Source organism: Polaromonas sp. C04 (genome assembly GCF_002002705.1).
Classification (GTDB): Bacteria; Pseudomonadota; Gammaproteobacteria; order Burkholderiales; family Burkholderiaceae_C; genus Rhodoferax_A.
This window is the reverse complement of the sequence record NZ_MUNS01000025.1, coordinates 81,894-98,511: the sequence shown is the minus strand read 5'-3', so window position 1 is coordinate 98,511 and position 16,618 is coordinate 81,894. Positions and strand designations below refer to the sequence as shown.

The 16,618-nt window shown below is 64.7% G+C and carries 14 protein-coding genes; 4 read left to right on the top strand and 10 right to left on the bottom strand.

All coding sequences use genetic code 11. The annotated features are described in order from the left end of the window. Position 1 precedes the first annotated feature (1 nt). On the top strand, positions 2-1,018 hold the full coding sequence (locus B0E49_RS06790) for a branched-chain amino acid ABC transporter permease (RefSeq protein ID WP_286137854.1): 1,017 nt from the start codon (positions 2-4) through the stop codon (positions 1,016-1,018). 22 nt (positions 1,019-1,040) lie between these two features. Here B0E49_RS06790 and B0E49_RS06785 read toward each other — a convergent pair whose 3' ends face one another. The 4 genes from B0E49_RS06785 to B0E49_RS06770 form a co-directional block, all read right to left on the bottom strand. Further along, on the bottom strand, positions 1,041-2,600 hold the full coding sequence (locus tag B0E49_RS06785) for a DHA2 family efflux MFS transporter permease subunit (RefSeq protein ID WP_077561427.1): 1,560 nt from the start codon (positions 2,598-2,600) through the stop codon (positions 1,041-1,043). 103 nt (positions 2,601-2,703) lie between these two features. Beyond that, positions 2,704-4,029, bottom strand: coding sequence for an HlyD family secretion protein (locus B0E49_RS06780; protein WP_144264470.1), 1,326 nt, complete (start codon positions 4,027-4,029; stop codon positions 2,704-2,706). A gap of 36 nt (positions 4,030-4,065) precedes the next feature. Then, complete coding sequence (locus B0E49_RS06775) at positions 4,066-5,556, bottom strand: efflux transporter outer membrane subunit (RefSeq protein ID WP_077561425.1); 1,491 nt, start codon at positions 5,554-5,556, stop codon at positions 4,066-4,068. Then, positions 5,546-6,073 (bottom strand): MarR family winged helix-turn-helix transcriptional regulator, encoded by a 528-nt coding sequence (locus B0E49_RS06770; RefSeq protein ID WP_077561424.1) that lies wholly within the window; start codon positions 6,071-6,073, stop codon positions 5,546-5,548. The genes B0E49_RS06775 and B0E49_RS06770 overlap by 11 nt, the downstream gene beginning before the upstream one ends. A 77-nt stretch (positions 6,074-6,150) precedes the next feature. Between B0E49_RS06770 and B0E49_RS06765 the strand changes: the two genes are divergently transcribed. Both B0E49_RS06765 and B0E49_RS06760 read left to right on the top strand, forming a co-directional pair. Continuing rightward, positions 6,151-7,932 (top strand): ABC transporter transmembrane domain-containing protein, encoded by a 1,782-nt coding sequence (locus B0E49_RS06765; protein ID WP_077561423.1) that lies wholly within the window; start codon positions 6,151-6,153, stop codon positions 7,930-7,932. 60 nt (positions 7,933-7,992) lie between these two features. Next, complete coding sequence (locus B0E49_RS06760) at positions 7,993-8,823, top strand: urease accessory protein UreD (protein WP_077561422.1); 831 nt, start codon at positions 7,993-7,995, stop codon at positions 8,821-8,823. 40 nt (positions 8,824-8,863) lie between these two features. Here the strand turns inward: B0E49_RS06760 and B0E49_RS06755 are convergent, their stop codons facing one another. Beyond that, positions 8,864-9,577 carry a PEP-CTERM sorting domain-containing protein gene (locus B0E49_RS06755; protein WP_077561421.1) on the bottom strand — a complete coding sequence of 238 codons (714 nt, stop codon included), beginning with the start codon at positions 9,575-9,577 and terminating at the stop codon, positions 8,864-8,866. A 384-nt stretch (positions 9,578-9,961) separates the two neighbouring features. On the opposite strand from B0E49_RS06755, the gene B0E49_RS06750 reads away from it, so the two are divergent. Next, entirely contained in the window at positions 9,962-10,759 is a 798-nt protein-coding gene (locus B0E49_RS06750) for a glycosyltransferase family 2 protein (RefSeq protein ID WP_168175014.1), read from the top strand. A gap of 69 nt (positions 10,760-10,828) precedes the next feature. Here B0E49_RS06750 and urtE read toward each other — a convergent pair whose 3' ends face one another. From urtE to urtA, 5 genes are all read right to left on the bottom strand, one after another. Further along, positions 10,829-11,533, bottom strand: a complete 705-nt coding sequence (gene urtE / locus B0E49_RS06745) for an urea ABC transporter ATP-binding subunit UrtE (RefSeq protein WP_077561419.1) — start codon at positions 11,531-11,533, stop codon at positions 10,829-10,831. A 4-nt stretch (positions 11,534-11,537) separates the two neighbouring features. After that, the gene (urtD, locus tag B0E49_RS06740) at positions 11,538-12,413 is read right to left on the bottom strand and encodes an urea ABC transporter ATP-binding protein UrtD (RefSeq protein ID WP_077561418.1); all 876 of its coding nucleotides are present in this window, start codon (positions 12,411-12,413) and stop codon (positions 11,538-11,540) included. Next, positions 12,410-13,513 (bottom strand): urea ABC transporter permease subunit UrtC, encoded by a 1,104-nt coding sequence (urtC, locus tag B0E49_RS06735; protein WP_077561417.1) that lies wholly within the window; start codon positions 13,511-13,513, stop codon positions 12,410-12,412. Before urtC ends, urtD begins: the two co-directional genes overlap by 4 nt. Positions 13,514-13,643: 130 nt before the next feature. Continuing rightward, positions 13,644-15,224 carry an urea ABC transporter permease subunit UrtB gene (gene urtB / locus B0E49_RS06730; RefSeq protein ID WP_077561416.1) on the bottom strand — a complete coding sequence of 527 codons (1,581 nt, stop codon included), beginning with the start codon at positions 15,222-15,224 and terminating at the stop codon, positions 13,644-13,646. Between the two features lie 37 nt (positions 15,225-15,261). Further along, positions 15,262-16,539, bottom strand: a complete 1,278-nt coding sequence (gene urtA, locus B0E49_RS06725; protein ID WP_077561415.1) for an urea ABC transporter substrate-binding protein — start codon at positions 16,537-16,539, stop codon at positions 15,262-15,264. Positions 16,540-16,618: the final 79 nt, after the last annotated feature.

Below are 16,618 nucleotides of genomic sequence, written 5' to 3'. Positions count from 1 at the left end.
CATGACCCCGACCCGCATGACCCGAGCCGCCAGACTGACCCGCATCGCCTACATCGGCATGCTGGTACTGCTGCTCGTCGCACCCCTGCTCGGCTTGTACCCGGTGTTTGTGATGAAGCTGCTGTGCTTCGCGCTGTTTGCCTGTGCCCTGAATCTGTTGCTGGGCTTCACCGGTCTGCTCTCGTTCGGGCACGCCGCCTTTTTTGGTGGAGCCGCCTACGTCTGCGGCTGGTTCATCAAGGCGCAGCACTGGTCGCCCGAGCTGGGCCTGCTCGCCGGTGTGGTGGTGGCGGCGCTGATCGGCCTGGCCATCGGCCTGGTGGCGATCCGGCGCCAGGGCATCTACTTCGCCATGATCACGCTGGCCATGGCACAGATGGTGTTTTTCGTCTGCCTGCAAGCCCCGTTCACGGGGGGTGAGGATGGTTTGCAGGGCGTGCCACGCGGCGCGCTGTTCGGACTGCTGCGACTGGATTCCGACACCACCATGTACTACTTCGTGGTCGTGGTCTTTGTGCTGGCCTTTCTGGTGATCTCGCGCATTGTTCATTCGCCTTACGGCCAGGTGCTCAAAATGATCCGCGAGAACGAACCGCGCGCCATCTCGCTGGGCTACCAGGTGGACCGCTACAAGCTATTGGCTTTTGTGCTGTCGGCCGCGCTGGCCGGGCTGGCCGGCTCGCTCAAGACGCTGGTGATGGGTTTTGCCTCGCTGACGGACGTGCACTGGTCGATGTCGGGCGAGGTGATCCTGATGACCCTGGTGGGGGGCGTGGGCACCTTCTTCGGACCCGCCCTGGGCGCCGGCATCGTGAGTTCGCTGCAGGACCAGCTGGCCGACAAGGTGGGCGCCTGGGTCACCGTGATCATCGGCGTGATTTTCGTGGTCTGCGTGCTGGCATTCCGGCGCGGCATTGTGGGTGAAGCCCTGGCCTACTTCGAGCGCCGGCGCCGGCCTGGCGCCGGCGCGCCCGGCGCTGCAACGACCGCTCAGGCCACCGACACCGACGTGGCGTGATCTCGCTGCCGGCCGCGCCCGGTCAGTGGGCGCCGGCCGCCGCACTGGCGCCACCGGTCCCGTGCTTCGGATGCGTCAGCCAGATCAGCGGGATCAGCACCACAAAAATCACCGCAGAGACGTAGAACAGGTCATTCGCCGCCAGCATGAAGGACTGCTGGTCCACCAGCCGGTTGATCTGCGCCAGCGCCTGCGCGGGGCTCATACCGGCAGCCTCCAGACCCGCCAGTGTGTTTCTCGCGGCCTGGCTCCCGTTGTTCACTGCCTCGGCCAGGTGCGCATGGTGCATGGCGGCGCGGTTTTCCCACAGCGTGGTTGTGATCGAGGTGCCGAAGCCGCCCGCCGTGATGCGCACGAAATTGAACAACCCCGTAGCGGCCGGAATGCGTTGCTGCGGCAGGCCCGATAGCGTGACGGTCGTGAGCGGAATGAAGAAAAATGCCATAGCAACGCCCTGGATGATGGTGGGCACCATGATGGTGCCGAAATCGGCCTGGGTGTTAAAGAGCGAGCGCATCCACAGCACCAGCGCAAAAACCAGAAACGAAAATGTCGCGAAGGGGCGCGCATCGAATCGGCCCAGGCCCTTGCCTACGATGGGCGACAGGATCAGCGCAAAGATGCCGACTGGCGCAAGCACCATACCCGCCTCGGTTGCGGTGTAGCCCATATATTGCTGCAGCCACAGCGGCAGCAGCACCACGTTGCCAAAGAAGACGCCATAGCCGACGGAAATCGCCACCGTTCCGGCCCAGAAATTGCGCCCCATGAAAAGCGACAGGTCCACCACGGGATGCTTTTCGGTCAGCTCCCAGATCAGGAAGAAAACAAAACCCAGTACGGCCGTCACCGCCAGTGTGATGATGACGTTCGAATGAAACCAGTCGAGATCCTTGCCGTTGTCGAGCATGATTTGCAGGGCGCCGACCCAGATCACGAGCGCGATCAACCCGACCGTATCGATCGGCAGCTTCTGGGTCACGTTTTCGCGCTTGTGGAAAATGCTCCAGATGGCAATGGCAGCCATGATGCCGACCGGTATATTGATGTAGAAAATCCAGGGCCACGAAATGTTGTCGGTGATCCAGCCGCCCAGCAAAGGCCCCACCACCGGCGCGATCAGCACCGTCATGGACCACATGGCCATGGCCAGCCCCGCGAGCGCCTTTGGATAACTCGCCAGCAGCAGTGACTGCGACAGCGGAATCATCGGACCCGCGACAAAACCCTGCAGCACGCGAAAGGCAATCAATACCGTCATGTTGGGGGCCAGGCCGCACAGCCACGAACTCAACACGAACAGCAGCACACTCGTGACAAACACCCGCACCTGGCCAAAGCGCTGCGACAGCCAGCCCGTGAGCGGCACGGAAATGGCATTGGCCACCGCAAAACTCGTGATGACCCAGGTCCCCTGGTTCGCACTCACGCCGAGATCGCCCGCGATGGCGGGCAGCGAGACGTTGGCGATCGACGAGTCGAGCACGTTCATGAAGGTGGCCGCTGAAACTGCCAGCGTGCCCCACATGCGCATCGAGCCTTCCAGCGGCGGTTGCTCGATAAAGTTGGGGGTGGAGGCCATGACGGGAGTGCCTTGAAGGAAACGCGATGAAGGGAGGAAACGCTGCGCCAGGACCGGAGTGGAAACGGCCCAGCGCGAGCCGGTTTGAACGTCGTCTACACGGTCAATTCAGCACGGTGGCCGCGGCCGGGGCGACCGCTCGCGACGCTGCCAGTTCTTTGCCCGCACCCACCGCCGGTGACTTCCCGGCCGCCGCGGCCGGCGCCGCTTTGGCGGCACCCGAGTTGGCGGCGATCACGCGGCGCACCTCGGCGTTGGCACCTTCGTCCAGCGCCGCATAGACCTGCGTCTGCGTCGCCGCAGTGGCGCTCGGCGCGTCGGCCAGGGTCTTGCCGCCCTTGTGCGTCACGTCCACCGTGGCATCCATCGACAGCCCCACTCGCAGCGGATGCGCTGCCAGCTGCTGGGGATCGAGCGCGATGCGCACCGGCACGCGCTGCACCACCTTGATCCAGTTGCCGGTGGCGTTTTGCGCCGGCAGCAAGGCGAAGGCGGCACCGGTTCCGGCACCGAGCCCCACCACGTGTCCCTTGTATTCGACCTTGCTGCCATACACGTCGGCGGTCAGGGTGACTGGCTGGTCAATACGGATATTGCGCAGCTGCACTTCCTTGAAGTTGGCATCGACCCAGACCTGATTCAAAGGCACGATGGACATCAGGGGCGTGCCGGCAGCCACACGCTGGCCCAGTTGCACCGAACGCCGCGCCACGTAACCATCCACCGGCGCAGGCATGGTGGCGCGCTGCATGGCCAGGTAGGCCTCGCGCACCTTGGCCGCGGCCGCCTGCACGCTCGGGTGCTGTTCGACGCTAGTGCCTTCGGTCATGGACTGGTTGCTGGCGAGTTGCTCCCGGGCCGCCACGACACCGGCCTGGGCGGCAGCCTCGGCGCTTTGGGCAACCGCCAGCTGGGTGCGCGCATGCTCAAGTTCTTCTTTGGACACGGCTCCGTTGCCCGCCAGCGACTGGCGCCGGTTCAGGTCGTCCCTGGCGCGACTGATGTCGCTCTGCGCCTTCACCACATCGGCTTCGCGCAGCGTGATCTGCGCGGCAAGCGTGCCATTGTTGGCGTACAGCGTGCGCACTTGGCGCACGGTCTGCCCGAGGTTGGCTTCGGCCTGCTCCAGCGCGACCTTGGCGTCCGCAGGATCGAACTTGACCAGCGGCTGGCCGGCGCGCACGAAGTCGGTGTCGTCGGCCATGATGGCCATCACCGTGCCGCTGATCTGCGGCGTGATCTGGATCACGTTGCCCTGCACATAGGCGTTATCGGTGTCCTCAAAGTGGCTCGCGACGATCCATTCGTAGGCGGCCCAGCCCAGGCCGGCCAGCACGACCACGGTCGCCAGCGTCATCAGCGCCCTTTTGCGCCTGGGGTTGCCGGCGGGAATGCTTTGATCTGCGGGGGTTTGCGTTGCGTCGTTCATGATGCTTGATTTGCGGGTGTGAATCGGGGGAGTGAATTATTTTTGTGCGGTGGTGCTGCCAGCCACCTGGCCGGCACCGGATTGGGCCACGGGGCCGGCCTCATAGCCGCCGCCGAGGGCACGAATCAGCGCCACCTGCGTGTCCAGCGCACGCGCGCTCAGGTCCACGGCGAGGCGGCGCTGGCCGAGCACACTGGTCTCGGCGGTCAACACGTTGAGGTAGTTGCCCAGCCCGGCCTTGTAGCGCTGCACGGCGATCTCGTAGGCGCTCTCGGCCGCGGCTTGCGCAGCGCGCTGCTCGCTCTGCTGGCGCACGATGGATTGCGAGGAGGCGACCTGGTCGGCCACATCGCGCACGGCGTCGATCACGGCGGCGTTGTAGCTCTCGACAGCGGCATCCTGGTCCGCGGCTTTACCGCGCAGGTTGGCGCGCAGGCGCCCTCCCTCGAAAATCGGCAGCGTCAGCGCCGGACCGACGTTCCATTGCTCGCTGCCGCTTCTGAACAGTTGCCCGAAGCCGAGACTGGAGAAGCCGGCAAAGGCCGCCAGGTTGATATTCGGATAAAACTGCGCCTTGGCGCTGGCCACGTCCTTCGTGGACGCTTCGACGCGCCAGCGGGCCGCCACAATGTCGGCGCGGCGACCCAGCAGATCGGCCGGGATCACTGGTGTGGTCGCTATGCCTTTAATAGCTGAAAGCGAAGGTGCAGTAATGGTTTGCGCCGCATTTGGCTGCCCAACCAGGGCACCCAGCGCATTGCGGGTCAGTGCGACCTGCTCCTGCAGCGCCTCGATCTGCTGGCGCGCGTCGGGCAGGCCGCCTTCGCTCTCGCGCAGTTCCAGCTTGGTATCGAGCCCCGCGCTGAAGCGATCGTGCACGATGGCCAGTGTTTCTTCGCGCTGGGCCAGCGTGCGCCGCCCCACGGCCAGCTGGTCATTCAGGCGCGCCAGCTGGAAATAGCTGCGCGTGACCTGGCTGGCCAGCAGCACACGCGCGGCCTGGGCATCGGCCTCGGCCGCCCTGGCCGTGCCGATCGCGGCGTCAAGGGCGGCGCGGTTCTTGCCGAAGAAATCAAGCTCCCAGCTGGCGTTCAGCAGCGCGTCGCCCGAGTTGTAGATCGCGCCGCCCAATGGCGGCGGGTAGATGTAATTGCCACTGAACTTCTGCCGGTTCAGATCCATTGCGCCACCTACTTGCGGCAGCGTCGCGGCCCGGGCCACTCCTGCCATGGCCTGGGCCCGGGCGAGGCGGGCCTGGGCCAGCTTCAGGCTCGGGTTGCTGGCGAGCGCCTGCGCGATCAGCTGGTCGAGCTGCGCGTCACCGAATTCCAGCCACCATTGTGCGGACACGGCCGGCGCCGCAGCGCTGCCGGTGCTCAGGCCGAGCGAGGCCGGATCGCGCATGCTGGACTGTGCCGGCGCAACGCCCGACATGTCGGCACAGGCACTCAGGCCGAGCGCCAGCACGAGGACGCCGAGCTTGAGCCGACGCAGGGGTGCCGTCCCGCGGATCTTGTTATTTTTCATTCGATTCTCCAGTCGCGGCGAGAGCCTGGGCATTGTCCAGGATGCGGCGCAAATAACCCTTGAGGGCTTGCCATTCTTCATGCGTAAAACCTGCCAGACAGGCATTCTGGATGCGCGCGAGCACCTCAGGGATCTTCAGCGCAGCGGCGCGGCCCTCATCGGTCAGTTGCAGTTTGACGACGCGGCGGTCCTGCGACGAGCGCTGGCGACTGCACAGACCCTTGGCCTCGACCCGGTCCAGCAGCCGAGTCATGGCGCCGGCGTCCAGTTCGCATTCGCGCGCCAGTCCGGCCGCCGTGTCGGCGTCGCCCACGTACAGCTTGACCAGCGGAACCCACTGCGCATTGGTCAAGCCATTGGGCTCCATCTCGCGGTCCACCGCCTGCGTCACCCGGGTCACGGTCTTGCGCATCAGGTAGCCGATGCTGTTCTCGGCAAAGTAGTTCTCCGCACGATAGAACTCGGTCACCGGTGCCCCTTTGGCATCGAGCGGTGCGGCTAGGTGTTTTTCATCCATGCTTGAGATAATAATTGTCTAAGCAACTATTGTCAAGGCTATTTCTGCAAAGGCAAGTTGTTGGCTACACTGTCGCCATGGCTACCACCACCTCCAACGCCCCCAAGGGCTCGCCCCGTTCACTGTCCGGCCTGCTGCCTTTTTTGCGGCCTTATCGCGGCCGCATCGCTCTGGCGCTGATGTTCCTGGTCATGGCCGCCGTGGCCACCCTGCTCTTTCCGCTGGCGCTGCGCAGCCTGATCGACGGCGGCCTGGTCAGCACTGACAAGGGCGCGCAGGTAATGGCCTTGCGCGAGCATTTCTTCGCGCTGTTTGCCGTGGCGGTGGCGCTGGGCCTGTTTTCCGCCGGGCGCTTTTACATGGTGAGCTGGCTCGGCGAGCGCGTCACCGCCGACATTCGCAACGCGGTCTATGCCCACGTGCTGCGCCAGAGCCCCGAGTTCTTCGAGACCACGCAGACCGGCGAGGTGCTGTCGCGGCTGACCGGCGACACGACACTGGTGCAGACCGTGGTCGGCTCGTCGCTGAGCATGGGGCTGCGCAATACGGTGATGGGCGTCGGCGCGCTGGGCATCCTGATCTGGACCAATCCCTACGTGATGTTCATGGTGTTCGTGATCCTGGTGCTGATCGTGCTGCCCAGCCTGTGGTTTGGCCGGCGCGTGCGCAAGCTCTCGCGCGCCAGCCAGGACCGCATCGCCGATTCCAGCGCGATCGCCGCCGAAGTGCTCAACGCGATTCCCGTGGTGCAAAGCTACACCGCCGAAGCGCGTGAATCGGCGCGCTTCGACACCTCGACCCAGAACGCCTTCGCCACCGCGGTGCACCGCTCCAAGGCACGCGCCGTGCTGGTCGCCTTCATCATCATTGCCACCAGTGCGGCGTTGCTGTGGGGCCTGTACCAGGGCACACAGGCGGTGATGGCGGGCAGCATGTCGGCCGGCCATCTGGGCCAGACGGTGCTCTACGTCATCATCCTGGCCAGCGCGTTCGCGGTGCTGGGCGAGGTCTACGGCGACCTGCTGCGCGCGGCCGGCGCGACCGAGCGTTTGATGGAGTTGCTGGGCACGCGTTCACCCATTGTTTCACCTTCAAAACCCGTCAAAGTCCCTGCCACGTCTTCTGGTAGCGCTATCAGTTTCGAAGCTATCACGTTCCACTACCCCTCGCGCCCGACGCAGGCTGCGTTAACGGACTTCAGCCTGAGCGTGGCGCCCGGCGAAACGGTGGCGCTGGTGGGACCCAGTGGCGCGGGCAAGAGCACGGTGTTCCAGCTGCTGCTGCGCTACTACGATCCGCTCGCGGGCACGATTCGGCTCGACGGCGTGGCCACGCGCGACATGGCCCTGCACGACCTGCGCCAGCGCATCGGCATCGTGCCGCAGGACGCGGTGATCTTCTCGACCAGCGCGCTGGAGAACATCCGCTACGGCAAACCCGACGCCAGCGATGACGAGGTCCGGGCCGCCGCGCTGGCCGCCTTTGCCCACGAATTCATCATGGCGCTGCCCGAGGGCTACGACACCTTCCTGGGCGAGCGCGGCGTGCGCCTGTCCGGCGGCCAGCGCCAGCGCATCGCCATCGCGCGCGCCATGCTGAAGAACCCGCCGCTGCTGTTGCTGGACGAGGCCACCAGCGCACTCGACGCCGAGAGCGAGCGCATGGTGCAGGCGGCGCTGGAGTCGGCCATGCAGGGCCGCACCACGCTGGTGATTGCACACCGCCTGGCCACCGTGCAACAGGCCAGCCGCATCGTGGTGATCGACCACGGCCGCATCGTGGAACAGGGCACGCACGAGACGCTGGTGGCGCTGGGCGGCATCTACGCCAAGCTGGCTGCGCTGCAGTTTGTGAGCTGACAAACTGACCCAGGCATGGCGCGTGGCGGGCATGCCGCAGGGGCCGCTTAAACTACCTTCATGCCCTGGCACGCCCGACTGCAGCTCGACTACCGCCTTGAATCGGGCAGGAGCGTAGCCCGCTTTCAGCACGATGGCCCGCTGCGTATTTTGCAGAGCCTGTACCCCGAAGGCGACGCGACTTGCCACAACGTGCTGGTGCATCCGCCCGGCGGCCTGGTCGGCGGCGACACCCTGGACATCGGCATCACGGTCGGCGCCGGCGCGCACGGCCTCATCACGACGCCCGGGGCCACGCGCTTCTACAAAACCCTGGGCGAGGCGGCCGTGCAGCGCACCCACCTCGCGCTGGAAGCAGGCGCGCGCATGGAGTGGCTGCCGCTGGAAACCATTTGCTACGACGGCTGCCATGCCACCAATCACCTGAGCCTGGCGCTGGCGCCGCAGGCCGAACTGATCGGCTGGGACGTGAGCGCGCTCGGACTGCCCCAGGCCGAGCGCCCTTTCGTGCATGGCAGCTTTTGCCAGCACATCGAGCTGACCGGCGTCTGGCTGGAGCGCGGACGCATCGACGCCACGGACGCGCGGCTGCTGGACAGTCCGCTGGGCCTCGCGGGCCAGCGCTGCATGGCCTCGATCTTCTTCGTCACGGGCAGCCCTTTGGGGCGCGAGCGCCGCCAGCAGGCGCTGGACGCCGCGCGCGCCGTGATCGAAGCGCATGAACTGCAGGGCAGCGCCGGCGCGACCAGCCCCGACGGCCGGGTGGTGGTGGTGCGGGCACTGGCACCGCTGGTCGAGCCCGCCATGGGGCTGCTGCGTCAGGTCTGGGCCGCGTGGCGCGCGCATTTATGGGCAAAATCGGCCCGGAGCCCGCGCATCTGGTCCACGTAACGCTATCAATCCGATAGCGCTACGCGCGCCCGCCGCGGCGCTACAAGACGGCCGTCCGCTTGCGCGAAGCGAGCATCATGCCCAGCAGGCCGATGCCGAACAATGCCAGGGTGGCCGGCTCAGGAACCGTCGCATTCACGCCATCAAACTGATAGGCGAGCCGGTTGGTCCCATCGGTCACGCCGACGCCATACGTCAGACCGAGTTCCGGCTCAGCCCCGTCGCCCCACAGGTCGACCGTGTACCCCCCGGCGACCGTGAATGCCATGCCGAAGACGTCCAGAAAGGTTCCACTGAAGGGGTAGTCGCAGTCTATCGGCGACCCATCGGGGAAAAACAGGTTGTTGTAGGTCAGGGCACCACCCGTGTAATCAATGAAGCTGAGGCTGGAAGGAACCAGCGGGTCGAACGTCGCGTCCCTCTCGTTCGCGGGGCTGATCGGCACCAGTCCGGTGATCGCGGCGTTGAAGATGCCGTTCACTGAGCTCGAAAACGTCCCGCTGATCGCGGTGATCGCGTAAGCTCCGGCCGGATCGGTGCGGCAGGGATTGTTGCCAGCGGTTCCACAGTTCGGATTCGGATCCGCCGGCGCCACATTCGGCGCGACCGTCAGAAAACCGCTGCCACTGAACCCACCACCGTTAAATGCAAACGGAATCACGTCGGCACGTGCTTGTGGTCCTGTGAATGCCATTACCGCCATCAGGGCCGCGGCGGCCGGAATTAGTCGCGCCGATTTCATCATCATGTTCATGTCCACCTTTCAGAGTTTGCGAGCCGCTATCGGTTCGAGGCCCGATATGCATAACTCACGCCAAAAATGAACGCGGCTCAGAAAGCAATTGATTTGTATACATATCTTTCGAACACACGAAAGCGCGCGAAAATCTAAATGTAAAAAATATCGACGCTCGGGGCACTCTCTACGGATCAAACTCTGGGTGTCGATGGCAACGCCCGGCGGCTGCAGTGCAACGGCAGCTGCCGGTGCGAAGTGCCCGCTTCGCGACAACGTTTCTCCCATCTCGTTACACTTTGCGCCAGACCTGAAGCCTCTGAAGCCGCCGAAGTCTTGCCCACCTTTCATCCGCGCCACTTCTGCTGGCGAATGGAAGGGTCGGGAGAAGGTCGAGACGCCATGAACAAGCCTGCAATCTCTTTCCTGATGGCCGCCTGCGGGCGGCCTCGATTCGCGATGATGGCGCTGGAGTCCCTGAAGCGCCAGACGATGCAGGACTGGGAGTTGATTGTCTCTCCCGATGACGGCGAGGACTACAGCCCTCTGGCGCATTCGGATTCCCGCGTCAGGGTGGTCCCGTCCGACGCGGTGCAGACCGGCCCGGCCCATGCCCGCAACCGCGCCTTGACGATCGCATCTGGCGCGCTGGTTGCAGTTCTTGATGACGATGACTGTCTGGAGCCCGCCTTCGCGGCTCAGGCCGTCTCGTATTTCAAATCCCACGAAGCCAGCTTCGCCACGGCTCCCACCCAATATTTCCGCAACCACAGCGGTTGCGTCGTGCGCCACATCGGGCAGTTTCCCGCCATGGACATTGACCGGTTCGGCCTCCAGTTCGGAACCATGCACGCCATTGGCCGGCGCGAGACCTACCCGCCGTGGAAACCCGGGTTTGCCGAAGATGTCATGCACACGTCCAAGTGCATTGATCTGGCGGGCGGAAAGATCGCTGTCCTGCGCGATGCCAGCTACATGCTCAGACTGCACCCCGACAGCATGTGCGCAGTGGCGGACGGCCAGTACATCTCGAAGTCCTACAGGGATCTGGCAGCCAGCCTCCCTTATGAAATGTCCGACGCAGGGGCGATGCAGACCCGGGAGCTGCTGCGCCGGCGTATCAGGATGAATGAAGCGTTCTCTCGCCTCGGCGGCGGCTTTGGGTACCATCGATTTGTGAAGGCGCACAGCCAGGCTTGACCCGCCGTTGACTTGCCGGAGGTGATGCGCCGCCCCTGGCCAGCCCGCGCGGCGCGGCATCACCGGTGCTCAGATGGCCACCAGGCGCCGCACGCCATCGGCTTGCATATCCTTGCCCTGCCCGCGCGCAACGAACTCGCCGCGCTCCATGACCAGGTAGTCGTCGGCCAGGTCCTGCGCGAAGTCGTAGTACTGCTCCACCAGCAGGATGGCCACCTTTTCCCCGTTCAGGCCGTGGTCGGCCAGGCCGCGGATCACGCGGGCGATGTCCTTGATGATGCTGGGCTGAATGCCTTCGGTGGGCTCATCCAGGATCAACAGCTTCGGCTTGGCTGCCAGCGCGCGTGCGATCGCGAGTTGCTGCTGCTGGCCGCCCGAGAGGTCGCCGCCGCGCCGGCCCAGCATCTGCTTGAGCACGGGGAACAGCTCGTAGAGCTCGGCGGGGATCGGCGTGCTGGCGCTCTTGTACGCCAGCCCCATGCGCAGGTTGTCCTGCACCGTGAGCCGCGCGAAGATTTCGCGCCCTTGCGGCACGAAGCCGATACCGGCGCGCGCGCGTTCGTAAGGCGCGGCATGGTGGATCGCCTTGCCGTCGAATTCGATGCTGCCGGTCTTGATGGGAACCAGCCCCATCAGACTCTTGAGCAGCGTGGTCTTGCCCACGCCGTTGCGACCCAGCAGCACGGTGACCCGGCCCAGGTGGACCTGCAGGCTTACATCGCGCAGGATGTGCGAGCCGCCATAGTACTGGTTGATGTTCCTGACGTTCAGCATGTCATCACCTTCCCAGGTAGACCTCGATCACGCGTTCGTCGGCTTGCACCTGGTCCAGCGTGCCCTGCGCCAGCACCGATCCATCGCACAGCACAGTCACGATCTCGGAGATGGATTTGATGAAGCTCATGTCGTGCTCCACCACCATCAGCGAGTGCTTGCCTTTGAGCGAGAGGAACAGCTCGGCCGTGCGCGCGCTCTCCTCGTCGGTCATGCCGGCCACGGGCTCGTCGAGCAGCAGCAGCCTGGGGGCCTGCATCAGCAGCATGCCGATCTCCAGCCACTGCTTCTGGCCGTGGCTCAAATTGCCCGCCCTGCGCGCCACACTGTCGGACAGGTGAATGGTGCGCAGCACCTCGGCGAGCCGGTCGCTTTGCGCCGAGTCGAGCTTGAAGAACAGGGATGACGCCACGTCCTTGGCCGTCTTGAGCGCCAGTTCCAGGTTTTCAAACACGGTCAACCGCTCGAACACGGTGGGCTTCTGGAACTTGCGGCCGATGCCGAGCTGGGCGATTTCGGCCTCCTTGTAGCGCAGCAGGTCGATGGTGCTGCCAAAGAACACCGTGCCTTCGTCGGGCCGGGTCTTGCCGGTGATGATGTCCATCATCGTCGTCTTGCCAGCGCCATTGGGGCCGATGATGCAGCGCAATTCACCCGGTGCGATGTCGAGCGACAGCTTGTTGATCGCCTTGAAACCGTCGAAGCTCACACTCACATCCTCCAGGTAAAGAATGCGGCCGTGCGTGACGTCAACCTCGCCCGGCGTCGCGACCCGGCCGAAACCGGCCGCGCGCCCGCCGGAGGCGGTCCGGCCCTGCTGCTCCAGTTGTGCATGTGCCTCGACGCGGCGCGCGCCTTCCTCCAGCAGGTCGGGCGTCATCTCAAACCTTCCTTGAGCTTCCTGACCAGGCCGACCACGCCATCCGGCAAGAACAGCGTCACCGCGATGAACAGGGCGCCCAGGAAATACAGCCAGAATTCGGGATACGCCTCGGTCAGCCAGCTCTTGGCGCCGTTCACGATGAAGGCCCCAATGATCGGGCCGATCAAGGTGGCGCGCCCCCCCACCGCCGCCCAGATCGCGATCTCGATCGAGTTGGCCGGACTCATTTCGCCGGGATTGATGATGCCCACCTGCGGCACGTACAGCGCGCCGGCGACGCCGCACATGATGGCCGAGATGACCCAGATGGTGAGCTTGTAGCCGATGGGGTTGTAACCCGAGAACATGACGCGCGTCTCGGCGTCGCGGATGGCCTGCAGCACGCGGCCGAATTTGCTGCGCACCAGCCAGCGTGCGAACAGGAAGAAGGCCAGCAGCGTCAGGCCAGTAAGAACGAACAGCGTCATGCGCATGGCCGGGGTCGCAATCGGCATGCCCAGGATCCGCTTGAAATCGGTAAACCCGTTGTTGCCGCCGAAACCGGTTTCGTTGCGGAAGAACAGCAGCATCGCGGCGTAGGTCATGGCCTGCGTGATGATGGAGAAGTACACGCCCTTGATGCGCGAGCGGAACGCGAAGTAGCCGAACACGAAGGCCACGAGACCGGGCACCGCGACGATCAGGAACAGGGTGGCGACGAAGCTGCCACTGAAGGTCCAGTGCCAGGGCAGCGCCTTCCAGTCGAGGAACACCATGAAGTCGGGCAGGTCGCTCTTGTAGTTGCCGTCACGGCCGATCTGGCGCATGAGGTACATGCCCATCGCATAGCCGCCGAGCGCAAAAAACACACCATGCCCCAGGCTCAGAATGCCGGTATAGCCCCAGATCAGGTCCATCGCGAGCGCGCAGATGGCGTAGCACATGATCTTGCCGACCAGGGCCACCGCGTAGTCGCTCAGGTGGAACAGACTGCCCCGGGGCACCACCAGGTTCAGCAGCGGCGCGACGGCGCACACCGCGATCAACGCCACGCAGAATGCAACCCAGCCCCCGGCATTGAAGAGCTGCGTCTGTGGAGGAAGTGAGATCCGAGTCATGGCGGCAGATCAAGGCAAGCGAAGCGAAGCCCGTTCCAGTGACACCGCGGAACCGGCTTGGCCGGGCCGCTGGTGTCGCCCCCTTGAGGGGGGAGGCGGCTACACGAAGTGAGCAGGCAACAGGGGTGGGTCATGTTTCCGCGCTGCGGCCCCGCATGGCGAAGATGCCCTGGGGACGCTTCTGGATGAAGATGATGATGAAAACGAGCACCGCGATCTTTGCGAGCACGGCGCCGGCCCAGCCCTCGATGAACTTGTTGAGAATGCCCAGGCCCATGGCCGCATACACGGTGCCGGCGAGCTGGCCGACACCACCCATCACCACGACCATGAACGAATCGACGATGTAGCTCTGGCCGAGGTCGGGTCCGACATTGCCGATCTGCGAAAGCGCACAGCCCGCGAGCCCCGCGATACCGGAGCCCAGCGCGAACGCGTAGGTGTCGACGTGCGCCGTATTCACGCCCATGCAGGATGCGATCGGCCGGTTTTGCGTGACACCGCGCACGAACAGGCCGAGCCGCGTGCGGCCGATCAGCCAGCCCATCGCGAGCAGCACCAGTGCCGCGAAAATGATGATGCAGATACGGTTCCATGGCAGCGTGACGTTGCCGAGCATGGTGAAACCTCCGCTCATCCAGCCCGGGTTTTCGACACCCACGTTCTGGGCGCCGAACAGCGAGCGCACCCCTTGCTGCAGCACCAGGCTGATGCCCCAGGTGGCGAGCAGTGTTTCGAGCGGCCGGCCATACAGGAAACGGATCACGCCGCGCTCCAGCAGCGCACCGACCAGCGCCGACGCCAGGAACGCGACCGGAATCGCCGCCACCAGGTACCAGCCAAAGGCCGCCGCCGGCAGGTATTTCTGGAACAGTCCCTGCATCACATAGGTGGCATAGGCACCAATCATGATCAGCTCACCGTGCGCCATGTTGATGACGCCCATCAGGCCGTAGGTGATCGCCAGGCCGAGCGCGGCGAGCAGCAGTACCGAGCCCAGGCTGATGCCGCTGAAAATGGCGTTGATGCGGTCGCCCCAGACCAGCCGGCTGTCGATGCTGCGCACCGCCGCCCGCAGCGCCGCCTTGACCGCAGCGTCGTCTTCCTTGCCCAGGCGCTCGTTGAGCAGCAGTTTGACCTCGGGGCTGCGGCTATTCCCCAGTGTGGCGGCTGCTTCGAGCCGGTGCGCCTTATCAAGGCTGTCGAGCATGCTGGCAGCGCGCACGCGCTCGAGCCTGGCCTTGATCTGGGGATTGCTTTCGGCCGCCAGCGCCTTCTCCACCAGCGGCAGGCGCGATTCGTCGGGCTCGTTGAGCAGCGTCTGCACCGCGTCCGCACGCACCTTCTCATCAAGACTGGACAGCTTGAGTGCCGCCATCGCGGAGTCGAGCGTGCTGCGCAGCAGGTTGTTGTTGATCACATCCTCTGCGTCGTCGGGTACCCGCAGCGGGTTGCCGGTGACGGGGTCGTAGCCTTTCTCGTCCTTCATGACATAGACGTGGGTGGGGGTGGTCTTGACCGCATCGTCGGCCAGGGCCTGAAGGAAGTCGGCCGTTTTCGCATCGGCGCTCAGGACCGCCTTGTTGATGGCCGCCACACGGTCGCCGGTCTCGCCGGTTGCCATGGCCACGGCCTCATCGGGCGTGAGCGCGTGAGCGGCACCTGCCATCAGCAGCGCCGCCAACACGGCCTGGATCGATCGCCGAAGCATGAAGAATCTCACCAGGGAATGGCCGGCGCCCGCCTGCTCAGGACGACTTGCCGGCCGGATAGTCGGGCTTCTTGTCGTCGCCTTCGATGTAGGGACTCCAGGGCTGGGCCTTGATCGGCGCGGGCGTCCTCCACACCACGCTGAACTGGCCGTCGGCGCGAATCTCGCCGATGAACACCGGCTTGTGCAGGTGGTGGTTCTTCGGGTCCATCTCGACGGTGAATCCGTCGGGCGCCTTGAAGGTCTGACCCGCCATTGCCGCGATCACCTTGTCGGTGTCGGTGGATTTCGCCTTCTCCACGGCCTGCTTCCACATATGGATGCCGATCCATGTCGCTTCCATCGGGTCATTGGTCAGCGGCTTGTCCGCCTGTCCCGGCAGCTTCCTGGCTTTGGCGTATTCGCTCCACTGCTTGATGAAGGCGGCATTGGTCGGGTTTTTGAGCGACATGAAGTAGTTCCACGCAGCCAGATGCCCCACCAGCGGCTTGGCGTCGACGCCGCGCAGTTCCTCTTCGCCCACCGAGAAGGCCACCACCGGTACGTCCTTGGCCTTCAGGCCGGCGTTGCCGAGTTCCTTGTAGAAGGGCACGTTGGAATCGCCATTGATGGTGGAGATCACGGCCGTCTTGCCGCCCTGCGAGAACTTCTTGATGTCGGCCACGATGGTCTGGTAGTCGCTGTGACCGAAGGGCGTGTACTTCTCGTCGATGTCGGAGTCCTTCACGCCCTTGCTGTGCAGGAAGGCGCGCAGGATCTTGTTGGTGGTGCGCGGGTACACGTAGTCGGTGCCCAGCAGCACGAAGCGCTTGGCACCCCCACCCTCCTTGCTCATCAGGTATTCCACCGCGGGGATGGCCTGCTGATTGGGCGCGGCGCCGGTGTAGAACACGTTCTTGCTGAGCTCTTCGCCTTCGTATTGCACCGGGTAGAACAGCAGGCCGTTCATTTCCTCGATGACCGGCAGCACCGACTTGCGCGACACCGAGGTCCAGCAGCCGAAGATCACGGCCACCTTGTCCTGCCCCAGCAGCTGCTTGGTCTTCTCGGCGAACAGCGGCCAGTTGGACGCCGGGTCGACCACCACGGGCTCGAGCTGCTTGCCCATGACACCGCCATGCTTGTTGATGTCCTCGATGGTCATCAACGCCATGTCTTTCAGCGCCGTCTCCGAAATCGCCATCGTGCCCGACAGCGAATGCAGGATGCCAACCTTGATGGTGTCCTGTGCGAACGCCTGGGGCGCAAAGGCAAACGCGCCGCTGGCAACGGCAGCCGCTACGGCGACCGCCTTGAGATTCCCTCGTCGGTTCATTTCTCTTCTCCAAGAAAGTTGCGATCCACAATCAGATCGACCCGGTATCAGCAAGCTCCATGCCAGGCCCGTGCGTCCC

Excerpts from the sequence above, each read along its gene's own strand:
- B0E49_RS06770 (WP_077561424.1), bottom strand. The coding sequence starts at position 6,073 with ATGGATGAAAAACACCTAGCCGCACCGCTCGATGCCAAAGGGGCACCG.
- B0E49_RS06755 (WP_077561421.1), bottom strand. The coding sequence starts at position 9,577 with ATGAACATGATGATGAAATCGGCGCGACTAATTCCGGCCGCCGCGGCC.
- B0E49_RS06785 (WP_077561427.1), bottom strand. The coding sequence starts at position 2,600 with ATGGCCTCCACCCCCAACTTTATCGAGCAACCGCCGCTGGAAGGCTCG.
- B0E49_RS06790 (WP_286137854.1), top strand. The coding sequence starts at position 2 with ATGACCCCGACCCGCATGACCCGAGCCGCCAGACTGACCCGCATCGCC.
- urtA (WP_077561415.1), bottom strand. The coding sequence starts at position 16,539 with ATGAACCGACGAGGGAATCTCAAGGCGGTCGCCGTAGCGGCTGCCGTT.
- B0E49_RS06775 (WP_077561425.1), bottom strand. The coding sequence starts at position 5,556 with ATGAAAAATAACAAGATCCGCGGGACGGCACCCCTGCGTCGGCTCAAG.
- B0E49_RS06760 (WP_077561422.1), top strand. The coding sequence starts at position 7,993 with ATGCCCTGGCACGCCCGACTGCAGCTCGACTACCGCCTTGAATCGGGC.
- B0E49_RS06780 (WP_144264470.1), bottom strand. The coding sequence starts at position 4,029 with ATGAACGACGCAACGCAAACCCCCGCAGATCAAAGCATTCCCGCCGGC.
- urtB (WP_077561416.1), bottom strand. The coding sequence starts at position 15,224 with ATGCTTCGGCGATCGATCCAGGCCGTGTTGGCGGCGCTGCTGATGGCA.
- B0E49_RS06750 (WP_168175014.1), top strand. The coding sequence starts at position 9,962 with ATGAACAAGCCTGCAATCTCTTTCCTGATGGCCGCCTGCGGGCGGCCT.
- B0E49_RS06765 (WP_077561423.1), top strand. The coding sequence starts at position 6,151 with ATGGCTACCACCACCTCCAACGCCCCCAAGGGCTCGCCCCGTTCACTG.
- urtC (WP_077561417.1), bottom strand. The coding sequence starts at position 13,513 with ATGACTCGGATCTCACTTCCTCCACAGACGCAGCTCTTCAATGCCGGG.
- urtE (WP_077561419.1), bottom strand. The coding sequence starts at position 11,533 with ATGCTGAACGTCAGGAACATCAACCAGTACTATGGCGGCTCGCACATC.
- urtD (WP_077561418.1), bottom strand. The coding sequence starts at position 12,413 with ATGACGCCCGACCTGCTGGAGGAAGGCGCGCGCCGCGTCGAGGCACAT.